Origin of the sequence: Nocardia sp. NPDC004860 (assembly GCF_040609015.1) — a bacterium.
Lineage (GTDB): Bacteria > Actinomycetota > Actinomycetes > Mycobacteriales > Mycobacteriaceae > Nocardia.
The window spans coordinates 24,822-38,205 of record NZ_JBEXJI010000023.1; the positions used below are offsets into that span (position 1 = coordinate 24,822).

Genomic DNA, 13,384 nt, shown 5'->3' on the forward strand with positions numbered 1-13,384 from the left:
GCAGACTTCGCTCCTTCAGTCGATTCACCGGTACCGGGGTTGTGACCGAGCGTACCTTGCGAGCCAAAGCGATAGTTCACTACCGTTTTGATAGTTGACTATCAGTTTTCTCCGTGGCAGGACCGTTGTGGCCGCCGCCGGGGTGCGCCGAGAGGAATCACGCAATGTCGACCCTGCTGTATCGCATCGGAAGAACCGCCTATCGGCGACCTTGGTACTTCATCGCGCCCTGGGCCGTCGTGCTGGCGACGATCATCGGCCTGCTCGCCGTCTACCCACCCCAGCTGAGCAGCGAGGTGCGGATCGACGGCACGCCCGCCCAGAACCTCATCGACGACCTGGCCGGGAAAATGCCGCTGATGGCAGGTGGCCAGGGCATCATCGCCTTCGAGACCGAGAACGGTTCACGGATCGACTCCGGAGACAACCTCGGCACGCTGCTCGCGGCAGTCGACAAGGTGTACACCAGTGACCACGTCATCGACGCCCGCGCGGTACTGAAGCAGGAAGCCGCGAAGGGGATGAACAGTCCCACCATTCGCGCCGCCGGAGCTACCACGCTCTCCGGAGCTTCATCGGGTCATTCCGCCGCCGCGACCCCGCTGACCATCAACGGACAGGCGGTACCGGGCGTAATCATCTCCCCGGACAAGACCAGCGCCATTCTCCAATTCCAGTTCGACAAGCAGACTTTCGAACTCCCCACCGACACGATCGGCAACACGGTGGCGGCCGCGAAACACGTCACCGCCGGACACGACATCGCCGTGCTGCCGTCGGCATCGATGGTCCAGGTGCCCGCCATCGTGGGCGCGGGTGAGGTGGCGGGCGTCGCGATCGCCGCACTCGTGCTGCTGGCGACCCTGGGATCGGTGGTCGCGGCCGGGCTACCGCTGGTGACCGCGTTGACCGGTGTCGGCGTGGGCGTCGGTGGCGCTCTGGTGGTGTCGCATCTGGTCTCGCTGCACTCGCTCAGTGCGGTCCTCGGGCTCATGATCGGCCTGGCCGTCGGCATCGATTACGCGCTGTTCATCGTCAACAGGCAGCGCCGCTACATCCTCGACAATGACGCGAGCGCCGAGGAAGCCGTGGGCCGCGCGCTCGGGACCTCGGGCACCGCAGTGGTTTTCGCGGGCAGCACGGTCGCCATCGCACTGACCGCGCTCGCCATCGTCCGGATCCACCTGATCACGACCATGGGTATCGCCGCCACGGCGACGGTCGTGATCGCCGTCCTGGCCGCGGTGACGCTGCTGCCCGCGCTGCTCGGCCTGGCCGGCGATCGAATCTGCTCGTCCAAAGCGCGCCGGCGGGCTGCCGTCAGGCGGGCCACCGATATACCCTCGCGGCGGGCACGCAGGCTCGCGACCGCCTGGGTGGGCATGGTGACCAGGCACCGGTTCCTCGCGGCTACGGCCGCGCTGATCATTGCCGGGCTGCTCGCGTTCCCGGCCACACAGATGAGCCTCGGCCTACCCTCGGGTGCGAGCTACAACCAGGGAACCGCACAGCGTGAGAGCTACGAGGTTGTGAAGGACCGCTTCGGTCCGGGATACAACGGGCCGCTCGTCGTCGTCGCCGACGCCGGAAACCGGGAAGGTCCGATCGCCACCACCGATATCGCTGCCCTCTATCGCGATCTGGCGCAGCTGCCCGGCGTCACGTCGGTGACACTCGGCGCTGTGAGTGACAATGGCCGGACCGTCGTCTTCTCGGTTGTGCCGAGCAGCGGGCCCACGGACTCGGCCACCGAGCAGCTGGTTCACGAAATCCGCGGCGAGGCACCAACTTTCGCGAGTGAACGGCATGTGGACGTCGATGTCACCGGATTCACCGCGCTGGGTATCGATGTGTCCGCACGACTCGCCCACGCGCTCCCCGTCTACCTGGCAGTAGTAGCGGTGTTGTCGATCTTCTTGCTGGCCTTGGTGTTCCGCTCCATCCTCATCCCGATCAAGGCCACCCTCGGCTTCGTGCTGAGCATTCTCGCCGCGTTCGGCGCCACCACCGCCGTTTTCCAGGAGGGCTGGGGTCAGGCGATCCTCGGATTCCACGCCACCTCACCGATCCTGGCGGTCCTGCCCATCGTCGCCACCGGCCTGCTGTACGGGCTCGCCATGGACTACGAGGTCTTCCTGGTCTCCGCCATGAAGGAAGCCCACGCCCACGGACGACACGGGGACGACGCCATCGCCCACGGCTTCGAACAGGCCGCACGAGTCGTAGTCGCCGCCGCGGCCATCATGACCGCCGTCTTCGCGGGCTTCATCTTCAACGACGACCCGATGATCCGGCAGTTCGGCTTCGCATTGGCGGTCGGCGTCGTCGTCGACGCCTTCGTGGTGCGCATGTTGCTGGTTCCCGCCGTCATGTCGATCTTCGGCGATGCCGTCTGGTGGATGCCGCGCGTCCTCGAGCGCCTGCTCCCGAAGGTCGAAATCGAAGGCGAGGGCCTCGTCCATCGACCGGCCGACAGCCTTCCCGCACAACAGGATCTGGCGCCCTCGAGGTCATAGGCGGCCGTCACTGTCCTCGCATCAGATCACCGAAGGATCTGAAGTCAGGCCCGAATCCGCGCTCCTCGACTGCTACGTAAGCACCTGGGCCGCCGAACCATCCTGTCCGGATATGGCCGGCGTACCTGGCTGCGGGACGTGACGCTCGGGCGTGCAGCGGTGCAGTGGCCCCTGGGCGGCGTCGAGGATCACCCGTAGGCGTGGGTCGATATGGGCGACGAACAGCGTGCTCATCGCGGTGTCGTCGTCTGACCGTCGCGCTGCTTCGAAGGCTGCGTGCACGGCTGCGAACCGAACCGCAACGCCGTGGTGGACCCACCATTGAAGCGCACCAGGTTTTCGATCATCTGAAACGCAACGAGACCTTCAACCGGTTGTGGCACAACATTCTTCACGTCACCCATGCCCGGGAGCCCACCGAACTCGCTCACCCGCGCGACCCGGCCACCGGCGGGCCCTACTCGACACGAGCGGAGTTACCGCCACGACTGGGCCGCGACCGGGATCGTTGCCGGGTGTGCACTGGGGTCGGCCTTGTTGCGCTACTTCCGGGACGTCGATCGCGTCATGTAGCCCGGTGGCGGTTCAACGTCCGCCTGCCAGGCCCGGTCCGGGATGGACGGTGTGCAGCACCACCTGACCCAAAGCGTGGGTCTTGGCCTGGTACAGGCTCGTGTCGGCGGCGTCGAGCAGCGTTTCGGCGTCGGTGGCCATGGCCGAAGTGACCACTGCCCCGATACTGGCCGACACCGCCAACCGGTGGTCAAGCACGCCGCAGCGCCGGACTCGGGCGGTCCGGCGCGCGAGCCCTTGAGCCCCGAGGTCTACCGGATCATGTTCGAACACGTCTCGGTGGTTGCCGCCATCGGTGAGGTCGACGGCACTCTGCTGGTCCCGAACAAGGAGTTCACCGACCTGATCGGAATTCCGTCGGAGATCGTGCACGACATCTCGGTCTTCGACTCAGCGACCGCGCTCGATGTCCCGCGCCCAGCGCCGCCAGCACCGCGGCGAGTCGTTGTCCCGCTTCACTGTCGACGCCGTGATCCACCGCCGTGTACAGCACCCGCGCGGAGATCAGCGGCACATCCGGATCCGTGAGACCGAGATCGGCCAGCGCCGCGCCCACCCGAGCCCCCACCCCCGGTTCGAACTCCTCCGCGACCAGCCCGGTGATCACTGCCGCGGCATACTCTCCCAGCAGCTTTCGGTCGGCCGACCACCCGCGGTCGGTCAACGCCTGCCACCACAGCCCGGCTACCTGCCCGGCATCGTTCATCAGCGCCCTTTGATCGTTGCCCCGCCTCCGCGCCACACCACAGGCCCGTCAGGCGGTAATCCTTCAGCAAATCTACCTGCGGGAACAGATGTACGAACTACACGGTCTGCCGTGATAATTCGTCCGGCACCTCTACGCCGAGCAGCGTCAGAAGTGCGGCGATCTTCTCGTCGAGAAGCCGGCCGACCGCGCTGATGTTCTCGTCGTCGAAGGTGTCGAAGCGTGTCGACGGCTGGTCGAAACTGACGAACGTCCGATCGTTGTCGGTGTAGATGGCGACGCGGATCGGTGCGTAGAGCATCACGCCCGGATCGTGGCGGAACATGCGTTCCGCGATCAGGTTGTTGCCCACCATGTAGGTGACCAACTGCGCGGTGCTCCCCCGCAGCGCCATCATGGCAGTCGGGTCGAAGGTCCAGAAGTTGGCGAAGGAGTTAGGTGTTCGCGCTTCGGTGTACTTCTTCACCCGTTCCAGATCACCGGTTGCGATCAACTGACTCAGCTCGTCGAGTTCGATGTCGGGGACCAGCTGCTCGAAACGCGTACGCAGCTCCTCGAACGTGGCGTCGACTGCGATGGTGATCCGGTTCACCTCGTGCCGAACACGGTGGACGCGAGCGCTTTTGTCGATGGGGGTGGTGCTCATTGTGCTTCCTTTTCTGCCGAGGAGTATTCAGGCCGGAACGGCCGCGACGGGCGCGGTGGCCCGCAGCTTGGCCAGCGAGATGGCGTGGAAGACGAACAGGATGGGAACTCCGGTCGTCGGTATGAGCACCAACGGCAGCATCGACAGTGGCTGTGTCGATGGCGTCAGGTGCAGCAGCTGGGTACGCCCCGGTCCGCCCAGGAACCCGACGGCGAAGGCGTACAGGAAGTCGACCAAACCGAATGCGTTGAGCCAGAACATACTTCGGGTTCGACCTGCAGCATGTGGACTGCGGACCAGCCATGACGCAGCCAGACCTACTGCTATGTCACCGATTCCGGCCGGAAGTGCGAACGCAGGCGGCAACTCACCCAACGCCAAGGCGGTCAAGAAGACGATGCCGATGAAGCGCGCTTCGTGCGGCCGGACCAACGTTGCGGCAATACCTGGATGAGAAAGCATCCGCTGGATAAGCGGTAGCCGGGAACTGGCCAGCAGGACGACGATCGGTGCGAGGATCGCCACGCCCAGCCACGGTTTGACCGTGTCCTCGTCCAGCCGTAGGGCGTTGTTGGCCGCCAGCACGACGACCGTGGCCGTCCACGCCATCCAGCCGGCGCAGAAGATGATCGAAATTCGTTGCGCCACAACCCTGTCGATGCCGACCTCGACGGCCGACGACCACAAGGTGCGGACAGTGACAAAAACTATCGCGACCAGCCCGATGATCTCGAGCGCCCAGAGATAGAGAGGTGCAGAAGACATCACATGCTCCGCTCGGTGTGTCAGGAGTGCCGTTCAGTCGAACCGGCAGGATGTAACCACTGGTTACATCCGAGTGTGCGACTTCATGTGACCGTTGTCAACATCCTGTATCCGTGGAATCCTTACCCCATGGGTCAGGCCACCACCAGTCGCGATCGCGCGAAGCCGTACCACCACGGCGCCCTGCGCGCGACCTTGATCGAGGCCGGCATCGCCCTGGCCCGGGAAGGCGGCCCAGACCGAGTGATCCTCCGTGAAGCCGCCCGAGCCGCCGGCGTGACACATTCAGCCGCCTACCGCCACTTCACCGACCGAGAAGCACTCCTCGCCGAGGTAGCGCATCACGCTCGCCAGGCCCTCGCCTCCGAGATGCGCCACCAAGTAGCCCGCACCAACGATCCCCGCCTCCGCCTCCGTGCAGTCGGCACCGCCTACGTCCACTTCGCCCTGGCCGAACCAGGCCTGTTCCGAACAGCCTTCATCGCCTATCCCCCGGCACCCGAGCTTCCCCCGGTAGCCCTCCCCACCGAAGAATGCGGCCCCTTCGAAATCCTCGGCCAGGTCCTCGACGAAGCCCAAACCGCAGGCCTCCTCAACCCAATCCGCCGCCCCGGCGCCGAAATAGCAGCATGGTCAGCTGTGCACGGCCTCGCCGGCCTACTCCTCGACGGCCCACTCCCCACCACGCCCGAGAACATCGAAGACTCACTCGAGCGAGTACTGGATGCGATCGAGCGCGGCCTCTTGACTCTGTAAGTCACTCCGGTGAACGAAGCCTCCCGACGCCGCCCGGCACACACCCGGCGCGCGATGCCGCCCGCGTCATCGGTGAATGGATCCGGGCCGGGGGCGTCATGTTGTCCGCTCCGCAGGTGCAGATGACGTACATCGTGAAGCCGTCTGCGTAGTTGCCGAGCTACATCTACGTTCACCAGGTGGCGGTGGTATCTCGCTGCGGCCGCGTGGTGGCGACCGGTTCACGCGGCAAGGCTTGGGGGCGAGGGTCTTCGACCACGTGCGGCGTTCACACCAGCACACACAGGCGACGGCGAGATAGGGCACCGCGATTCTGCGAGCGAAAAGCAGTGTACCCGAGGCCATTTCACGAGGGAAACCTACGCCGACACCGGTCCAGCCTCGGATATCGAGCGGGGTCGAGCTGAGCGTGACCGAGATATGAGATCGATGGCGGGCCACGGGACGGCTGGAGCCGCGAGCCTGTTCCATCCGGTCCGCATTCACCCGTACGACAGCTCGACGTGAGGGCCGATTCAGACCCGTATGACACCGTGGGCACTCATGACGGTGGAGACGATCGCGCTGAGAACGTTGTGGGGCAAGGCAATTGCTGTCGCTTCAGTGGCACTCGCCACGGTGGCATTGCTTGTGTCGGGTGGGCACACGGAGCAGGTGACCCAGCACTCGACGGTGGTCGGTGTCGAGGTTCGCCTGGTGGACTCCACGGTTCCCCAGCGAGCCTGGACGACATTGAGTCTGATCGACCAAGGCAAATGGCCCCCGACCGACTGTCCCGGAACCAAGGGCGGTACCACGTGGCAGAACAGAGGAGGCCAGTTGCCCGATGATGTCGGCTATCGAGAGTGGGATGTCAACTGCAAGCAACCAGGCCGATCCCGCGATGCGGAGCGGATCGTGACCGGCAACGACGGTTCGGCGTGGTACACAGGCGATCACTACGCCAGTTTCACGAGAATGCGCTGATCGCGCTGCGCCACGTGGAGTAGCGGCTCGAAGATGTGGCAGGTTCGGGGGCATGACCGCGGCAGAGGCGGGATCCCGCTCGATCGAGCGACCGTCGGCGCTGGGCTGCTGCAGCTTCCGCGCGGCCGGAACACGCGGGCACGCACCCACTGCGGCGCTGATCGCCCGGACGCCAGTACGTTTGCGGAGTGCCCAAGGACGAATCCGACTCCGGAGAGCGGGAGCAGAGCCCCGACGACGCTGCCGCGGAGGTCAGGCCGGACCGGCTGGTCGCGTCGGTGATCCCGGCCTGGTTGCCGCGGGCCTATCTGCTGGCGGCGGCCACGGTGGCCGGGGTCGTCATCACCTTCTGGGGGCTGATGCGCCTGCGCGGTCTGCTGACGGTGCTCGTGGTGTCGCTGTTCCTGGCCTTCGCCATCGAACCCGCGGTGAACTGGCTGGCGGCGCGCCGCTGGAAACGCGGTGCGGCGACGCTGGCGGTGTTCGTGGTGGTGACCGTGGTGCTGGTCGGATTCGTCTGGACCATGGGCGAATTGGTGGTCGGTCAGGTGACGACACTGATCGAGAACCTGCCGCGAGATATGCACAGTGCGGTCACCTGGATCAACAGCACGTTCCACACCGACCTCTCGGTCACCGATATCACCGATCGCACCTCGGACATCAGCTCGAAACTACAGTCCTGGGCACTGGACCTGGCCGACGACGTCTGGGGCATCGGCACCACGGCACTCGGCGTGCTGTTCCAGGGCCTGGGAGTGCTGCTGTTCACCTACTATTTCGCCGCTGACGGACCGCGCTTCCGCAATGCGGTGTGCTCGCTCCTGCCGCCGCAGCGGCAGCGACATGTGTTGCGCGCCTGGGATATCGCGGTCGAGAAGACGGGCGGCTACATCTACTCGCGGGCGCTGCTCGCGTTCTGCTCGGCGCTGGCACACTACGCGGCGATGCGAGTGCTGGGCATTCCGTCGGCGTTCGCACTCGCGCTGTGGGTGGGCGTGGTGTCCCAGTTCATTCCGACCGTGGGCACTTACCTCGCGGGTGCACTGCCAGTCCTGGTGGCCCTGGCCCACAACCCACGGTCGGCGCTGTGGATTCTCGGATTCATCGTCGTCTACCAGCAATTCGAGAATTACGTCCTGCAACCGCGCATCACCGCGACCACCCTCGACATGCATCCCGCGGTCGCCTTCGGCGCGGTTCTCGCGGGCGCGGCGTTGTTCGGAGCGACGGGCGCGCTACTCGCCATCCCGGTGACAGCCAGCGCGCAAGCCTTCCTGGCCGCGTACGTCCGCCGCTACGACGTGGAGATCCCACCGAAACCCGAACCCACACGACGAACTCGTTCCCGACACCGAGCCCCGAACGCCGAATAGCCCACCTGCCGCTTACGATTCCGGGTGAACCACCATGACCGGGCAGTTCGCGCGCTGCACGAGCGCATTGCTGGTGGAGCCGAGCAGCATGCCGACGAACCCGCCCCGGCCGCGGCTGCCGACAACCAGCAGCTGGGCCCCCTCGGACCAGGTCAGCAGGTGCTCGACCGGATCAGCGAGATGGATGTCACGGGTGACCTCGACGTCGGGGTACTTCTCCTGCCACCCCGCCAGCCGTTCGACCAGCAACGCTCGCTCCGCCTCGGTCACTTGCGCGGCCTCGATGGAGGTATCGATGAATCCCGAGTACCGGGCCAGGTACAGGTCGCTCCACGCGTGCACAGCCACGAGCCGCGCATTGCGCACGGACGCCTCGTAGAACGCGGCGCCGACCGCCGCGTCGCTGACCGGGCTGCCGTCGACGCCGACCACGACCGGCGCCGTGCGGCGGTCCACCCATTCGGGGTCGTCGTCGCGCACCACGACCACCGATCCGGCCGCCTGGCTCGCCACCGAGACCAGGATGGAACCGATCCGGTTCAGGCCCCGGCGTTCGGCTGGACCGCCGAGCACCGTCACATGGGCGGTGGCCGAGAGGTCGATCAACATCCTCGCCGGATGCTGCGGGGACACCTCGGTGCGCACCATCACGCCGGGCGCGGCCTTTTCGGCGACCTCCCGGGCCTGTGCCACCAGGTCGGCGCCGAAAGCCTGAATCGATTGCTCGACTTCGGAATTCGCACTCGAAAAGGTGCCCATCACCCCCACGATCACATTCACGTTCGTGCCGTGCGCGATCAACAGTTCGCGTTCGCGCGCCGCCGCGGTCTGCGCCGCCCAGCGTACGGCCGACAGCGCGGCCGGAGAATCGTCGACACCGACCACGATCGGTGCGGTGGATATCGAGTGCGGATCGCGCGACTTCGGGGAACTCATGACTTGCCCACCTCCTGGGATGCCGTGAACCGAGCAGAACCAGTGGGTCTCGCAAACCCGAACATAGCACCGCCCACCACCCCAGCCCGGAATCGCCACTACAAGTGGAAGCCAGAGGGGTGTGGGTCAGCGGCCTGGGACGGTTACCGGGTTGAAGCAGCTGGAGGGGAGGTCCTGGATGGAGCAGAGGGCCGGAGGGCGGGTCGGGAGGTAGTTGGCGGGGACGCCGCCGGAAGTGGTGATGTCGCGGTAGGCGGGGACGGCGGCGGTGGGATGGCGAGTGAGGGTGGGGTCGGTGGTGACGTCGACGGTGTAGAGGCCGAAACGTGGTGAGTAGCTGCCCCATTCGTAGTTGTCGGTGATGCTCCAGTAGTTGTAGCCGATGACGTTGATGCCATCGGCCTTGGCGCGCTGGACCCAGTAGACGGTGTCGCGCAGGTCGTCCTCGCGGGTCATGCCGTCGGTGGTGGGTGAGCCGTTGTCGGAGGGCATGCCGTTCTCGACGATGTAGAGGGGGCGGCCCGGGAACTTCTGCGCGTATCGACGCAGGACGTAGTAGATGCCCTCGGGTTCCAGGACGAGGCTCGAGGGCTGGTTGGTCAGCAGGGCAGCCAGATTCGGCGGATTGGTCAGGGATCCACCGTAGTAGTAATCGATTCCGATGTAGTCGAGCTTGTCCGCGATCCGGTCGACGAACGACGCGTCGGCTTGTGCCGTGCCGATGGCCGAGAAGGCGATATTGCTCGTGACCATCGCGCCGGGCTGCCGGAGGTGGATGTGGTCGTAGATCGCGCGGTGCGCGGCGACCATCCGATCGATCATGGGTGCGACGTCGAGCGCGCCGAGATCGCCGATCTGCTGCTCCTTTCCGGCATAGGCGAGGGGCTCGTTGAAGGTGACCCACAGCGGATCCAAGTGCGCGTAGCGGTCCACGACCGCGCGGGCGTTGGTGAGCCAGTCATCGACCATGCCCGGATTGCGCCAGCCGCCGCGATTCAACTCCCAGCCCGGGAACACCCAGTGGTCCAGGGTGATCATCGGCCGGATGCCGGCCGCGCGAATCCGCGCGATCATGCTGTCGTAGAAGGAGAAATCCCATTCGCCCGGATTCGGTTGCACCCGGGCCCATTCCACGCTGATCCGGTAGACGCCGACACCGAGGTCGGCGGCGTGCTGGAGATCCTCATCGTAGCGATGAAAGAAGTCGACCGAATTGCGGTAGTCCTCGGCGCGACCGGATCTCGCGTACCGGCTCCAATTGCTGTCCGGCGCGAAGCCTTCACTCTGAAACCCGGAACTGGACACTCCCCAGAGGAAATTGCCGCCCACCGGCGGTAGCCCCGGATCGGCGGCAACCCTGCCGGGCGTGGCGACCATGCACCAGGCGGTGAGAACGATACATGCCAGTGTGAACAGTGCACGTTGTCCCATCGCATCGAGATTACCTCCCGGAGAACCGGGCTCGGGGCACTCTGACCAGATCGAACCCCCGTTGCCGGTCCTTGATCCGGAGAGTCACACAGCCGTCGGACCGCTCGCGACGAGAGCTCCACTCAATGCGCAATCAGCCAGCCGACTCGGTCATATGCGAGGACCTGGTACAACACCAAGGCAACCGCCGACACGAGCGCCGCCATCGACAGCCCCGCACCCCACAGCGCGACCGCCCCGCCACCCAGCACGAGCACTTCGATCACCAGCCGCACACCGCCGGGCACGGCAACCGCCGCCTCCCCGTTCCGGCTCGGATCCCCCGGCACGGCAAACATCCCCCACACCGCCGCCACCACGATCGGCAGTACCAACACCAGCGCAAACCGCCACGGCGCATCGAACCCTCGCCACCCCAGAATTCCGAACGACACCACAGCGGTCAGCTCCAGCAGAAATCGCACACCGAGCATGAACGGGTTCAACGACATCCGACAATCCTCATCATTCACATCCCCATCTCACCCGAGGACACCCGCCGACCCTACGAGCGGCCACCGCCCCGCCCGGTGGTCAATTCACGCCGAAAAGGTGACCGAACGTGACAACGAGCCCGCGGCCGGCCAGCCTCCCGACAGAATCTGTTGTAGTGGACAAGATTTGGTCGTCTTTGCCCAGTTCTTCGGCACGCCGACCGGTGTGGTGCCGCTCGTGACGACCTGGGTGTGGCGGCGAGCATTCCGGTTCCCTGGGTGGCTCAACGAATGGACTCCGCGGGAGCATCTGGCCGAGGTTCGGGAACGAGCCCGGCCGCTTCCCGCCCGGTAGCTCTGGGGGTGCCGATGCCGGTTCGAATGGCGTTGTTGCAAATGTAATTTCATTTGCATTTCTCATCCGCAAGCGGCCAGGACCTGGTGTGCCTAGTGCGCGACAAAATGTGCCAGAAAACGGTTCCGGGGCGAAAAGCTCGTTCTTTGCCGCAACACTCGAGGGGCACGGTCCGGGGTGAGCGCACCCCGGGCCGTTGTCCACTTCGCTGGTCATCCGTTGGGACGGGACGGGTGACGGCGCACGAACGCTGGTGATGGAGGCGAACTCACGGTATGACCGAGCCCGATGAAGAGCAGCAGATGAGCGACCTTGTCGCGCGGCTGTCCAATCGATTTCCTGATCTGACGGGTCGGGTCGTCGGGGAGGTGGTTCGGGGCATTCATCGGGATTTCGAGGGGCACCGGGTTCGGGAGTTCATTCCGCTGCTCGTGGAGCGGATTGCCGAGCGGCAGTTGAGCCGTCGGGTGTGCTACGGCTCGGCCGTGTGGGTCGACGGGTAGCAGGTTGTTCAGCGGTGGTGCCGGCTCCGGTAGGGGGGAGCCGGCACCACCGCTCGGACCGATCAATCTTCTGGCACCAGTCGCCACAATGAGGTGACCTCATCCCGCCGGGCCTCGTAGAGAGGATCGCTGCTGTCCGACGCTCGCGGATGCCGCGGAGGTGTGTCGTACCGGGCTGCCACGCGCAGCCCGGAGGCAGCGACGCGAGCACGGAACTCGTCCCGGCTTCGCAATTCGAGGCGCTCGGCGAGGTCGGAGAGGATCAGCCAGCCCTCACCGTGCGGGGCGAGGTGGTGGCGCAATCCGTCCAGGAAGCGGTGCAGCACAGTCGATCCGGGGTCGTAGATGGCGAGCTCCAGCGCTGAGGTCGGGTGCGCCGGCAGCCAGGGCGGGTTGCAGACGATAAGGTCCGCACGACCCTCGGGCCACAGATCGGCTTCGCCGACCCGAACCAGGCCGGTGAGACCGAGGCGATCCAGGTTCGCCTCGGCACAGGCCACCGCGCGAGGATTGATGTCGGTGGCGGTCACCCGCGCACCGCGCCGGGCCAGAACCGCGGCGAGTACCCCGGTCCCCGTGCCGAGATCGAATACGGAGGGCCGCTGCGCATTCGCCGGAAACGGCGCGCCGGCGACCAGATCGACATACTCGCCGCGAACCGGGGAGAACACACCGTAGTCGGGATGGATGCGCGCTCCCAGCGCGGGAATCTCGACGCCGTTGCAATGCCACTGATAGGCGCTGAGCACCCCGAGCAGCTCGGTCAGCGACACGCACATCCGCTGGATATCTGGGCAATTCGGGCGCACCGCCGCGTACGCGTGTTCGCACGCCGACCGAACATCGGGCGCGCGCCGAAGCCCGAGAGAGTAACCGGGTTCGAGCACGATCAGCAGCCTGCCCAGCATCTCGGCGCGCCCGGCCTGCACGACACGCTGCTGATGGAACACCGCTGCCGGACTGCTGTCGCGCCCAACCGGTCGCGCGGCTCGCCGCAGCCGACGGTCGAGCGCTCGCAGCAACTGACGAGCATTGTGAAAATCCCCGCGCCACACCAGGCCCGTGCCCGCCCGCGCGAGCCGGTGGGCGGTCTGCGCGGTCATGCGATCGTCGGCGACGACGATGCGGGCCGGGGCCGGAGCCCCATTCTCGGAATGCCAGTGGGCGGTGTAGACCGATCGATTCTCGGTCCAACTGAGGGTGGACATGACGAACTCCTGCGGAAACGAAGGTGCCTGGGGCCGGCGACGCTTCGAGGCAGGAGTCCGGAGAGCGACTTTCCGTCAGAACAAGGGCGATTCGGACCGTTCCCGCAGCGAAGCGCAGGAGCGGTTGTCGCCCAGCACCATTCCCATGCCCACGGTCGGTCCCTCCGTCAGATG

Annotated in this window: 15 protein-coding genes; 5 read left to right on the plus strand and 10 right to left on the minus strand. The window is 66.0% G+C overall.

Annotated elements, in window-relative coordinates; translation table 11 throughout:
- Positions 1 to 164 precede the first annotated feature (164 nt).
- On the plus strand, positions 165 to 2,516 hold the full coding sequence (locus ABZV44_RS32125) for an MMPL family transporter (RefSeq protein WP_354844543.1): 2,352 nt from the start codon (positions 165 to 167) through the stop codon (positions 2,514 to 2,516).
- Between the two features lie 72 nt (positions 2,517 to 2,588).
- Here ABZV44_RS32125 and ABZV44_RS32130 read toward each other — a convergent pair whose 3' ends face one another.
- The 6 genes from ABZV44_RS32130 to ABZV44_RS32155 form a co-directional block, all read right to left on the minus strand.
- On the minus strand, positions 2,589 to 2,798 hold the full coding sequence (locus ABZV44_RS32130) for a DUF4913 domain-containing protein (protein WP_354844546.1): 210 nt from the start codon (positions 2,796 to 2,798) through the stop codon (positions 2,589 to 2,591).
- Positions 2,747 to 2,920 (minus strand): hypothetical protein, encoded by a 174-nt coding sequence (locus tag ABZV44_RS32135; protein WP_354844902.1) that lies wholly within the window; start codon positions 2,918 to 2,920, stop codon positions 2,747 to 2,749. The genes ABZV44_RS32130 and ABZV44_RS32135 overlap by 52 nt, the downstream gene beginning before the upstream one ends.
- A gap of 181 nt (positions 2,921 to 3,101) precedes the next feature.
- Positions 3,102 to 3,245 (minus strand): hypothetical protein, encoded by a 144-nt coding sequence (locus tag ABZV44_RS32140; protein WP_354844549.1) that lies wholly within the window; start codon positions 3,243 to 3,245, stop codon positions 3,102 to 3,104.
- Between the two features lie 178 nt (positions 3,246 to 3,423).
- Positions 3,424 to 3,795 (minus strand): hypothetical protein, encoded by a 372-nt coding sequence (locus tag ABZV44_RS32145; RefSeq protein WP_354844552.1) that lies wholly within the window; start codon positions 3,793 to 3,795, stop codon positions 3,424 to 3,426.
- 97 nt (positions 3,796 to 3,892) lie between these two features.
- On the minus strand, positions 3,893 to 4,441 hold the full coding sequence (locus ABZV44_RS32150; RefSeq protein ID WP_354844555.1) for a DUF302 domain-containing protein: 549 nt from the start codon (positions 4,439 to 4,441) through the stop codon (positions 3,893 to 3,895).
- 27 nt (positions 4,442 to 4,468) lie between these two features.
- Positions 4,469 to 5,206 (minus strand): hypothetical protein, encoded by a 738-nt coding sequence (locus ABZV44_RS32155; RefSeq protein ID WP_354844558.1) that lies wholly within the window; start codon positions 5,204 to 5,206, stop codon positions 4,469 to 4,471.
- A gap of 129 nt (positions 5,207 to 5,335) precedes the next feature.
- Between ABZV44_RS32155 and ABZV44_RS32160 the strand changes: the two genes are divergently transcribed.
- The 3 genes from ABZV44_RS32160 to ABZV44_RS32170 all read left to right on the plus strand — a co-directional run bounded on the left by ABZV44_RS32160 (position 5,336) and on the right by ABZV44_RS32170 (position 8,304).
- On the plus strand, positions 5,336 to 5,962 hold the full coding sequence (locus tag ABZV44_RS32160; RefSeq protein ID WP_354844561.1) for a TetR/AcrR family transcriptional regulator: 627 nt from the start codon (positions 5,336 to 5,338) through the stop codon (positions 5,960 to 5,962).
- 543 nt (positions 5,963 to 6,505) lie between these two features.
- Positions 6,506 to 6,928: a ribonuclease domain-containing protein gene (locus ABZV44_RS32165; protein ID WP_354844564.1), complete on the plus strand. Its 423-nt coding sequence runs from the start codon at positions 6,506 to 6,508 to the stop codon at positions 6,926 to 6,928.
- Positions 6,929 to 7,116: 188 nt separating this feature from the next.
- Positions 7,117 to 8,304: an AI-2E family transporter gene (locus ABZV44_RS32170; protein WP_354844567.1), complete on the plus strand. Its 1,188-nt coding sequence runs from the start codon at positions 7,117 to 7,119 to the stop codon at positions 8,302 to 8,304.
- A gap of 12 nt (positions 8,305 to 8,316) precedes the next feature.
- Here ABZV44_RS32170 and ABZV44_RS32175 read toward each other — a convergent pair whose 3' ends face one another.
- The 3 genes from ABZV44_RS32175 to ABZV44_RS32185 form a co-directional block, all read right to left on the minus strand.
- Entirely contained in the window at positions 8,317 to 9,240 is a 924-nt protein-coding gene (locus ABZV44_RS32175) for a universal stress protein (RefSeq protein ID WP_354844570.1), read from the minus strand.
- Positions 9,241 to 9,366: 126 nt separating this feature from the next.
- Positions 9,367 to 10,617: a family 1 glycosylhydrolase gene (locus tag ABZV44_RS32180; RefSeq protein ID WP_354844868.1), complete on the minus strand. Its 1,251-nt coding sequence runs from the start codon at positions 10,615 to 10,617 to the stop codon at positions 9,367 to 9,369.
- 176 nt (positions 10,618 to 10,793) lie between these two features.
- Positions 10,794 to 11,183, minus strand: coding sequence for a YrdB family protein (locus ABZV44_RS32185; protein ID WP_354844572.1), 390 nt, complete (start codon positions 11,181 to 11,183; stop codon positions 10,794 to 10,796).
- A gap of 591 nt (positions 11,184 to 11,774) precedes the next feature.
- Between ABZV44_RS32185 and ABZV44_RS32190 the strand changes: the two genes are divergently transcribed.
- Positions 11,775 to 12,002 carry a three-helix bundle dimerization domain-containing protein gene (locus ABZV44_RS32190; RefSeq protein ID WP_354844575.1) on the plus strand — a complete coding sequence of 76 codons (228 nt, stop codon included), beginning with the start codon at positions 11,775 to 11,777 and terminating at the stop codon, positions 12,000 to 12,002.
- Positions 12,003 to 12,064: 62 nt separating this feature from the next.
- On the opposite strand, the gene ABZV44_RS32195 is transcribed toward ABZV44_RS32190, so the two are convergent.
- On the minus strand, positions 12,065 to 13,210 hold the full coding sequence (locus ABZV44_RS32195; protein WP_354844578.1) for a class I SAM-dependent methyltransferase: 1,146 nt from the start codon (positions 13,208 to 13,210) through the stop codon (positions 12,065 to 12,067).
- Positions 13,211 to 13,384 lie beyond the last annotated feature (174 nt).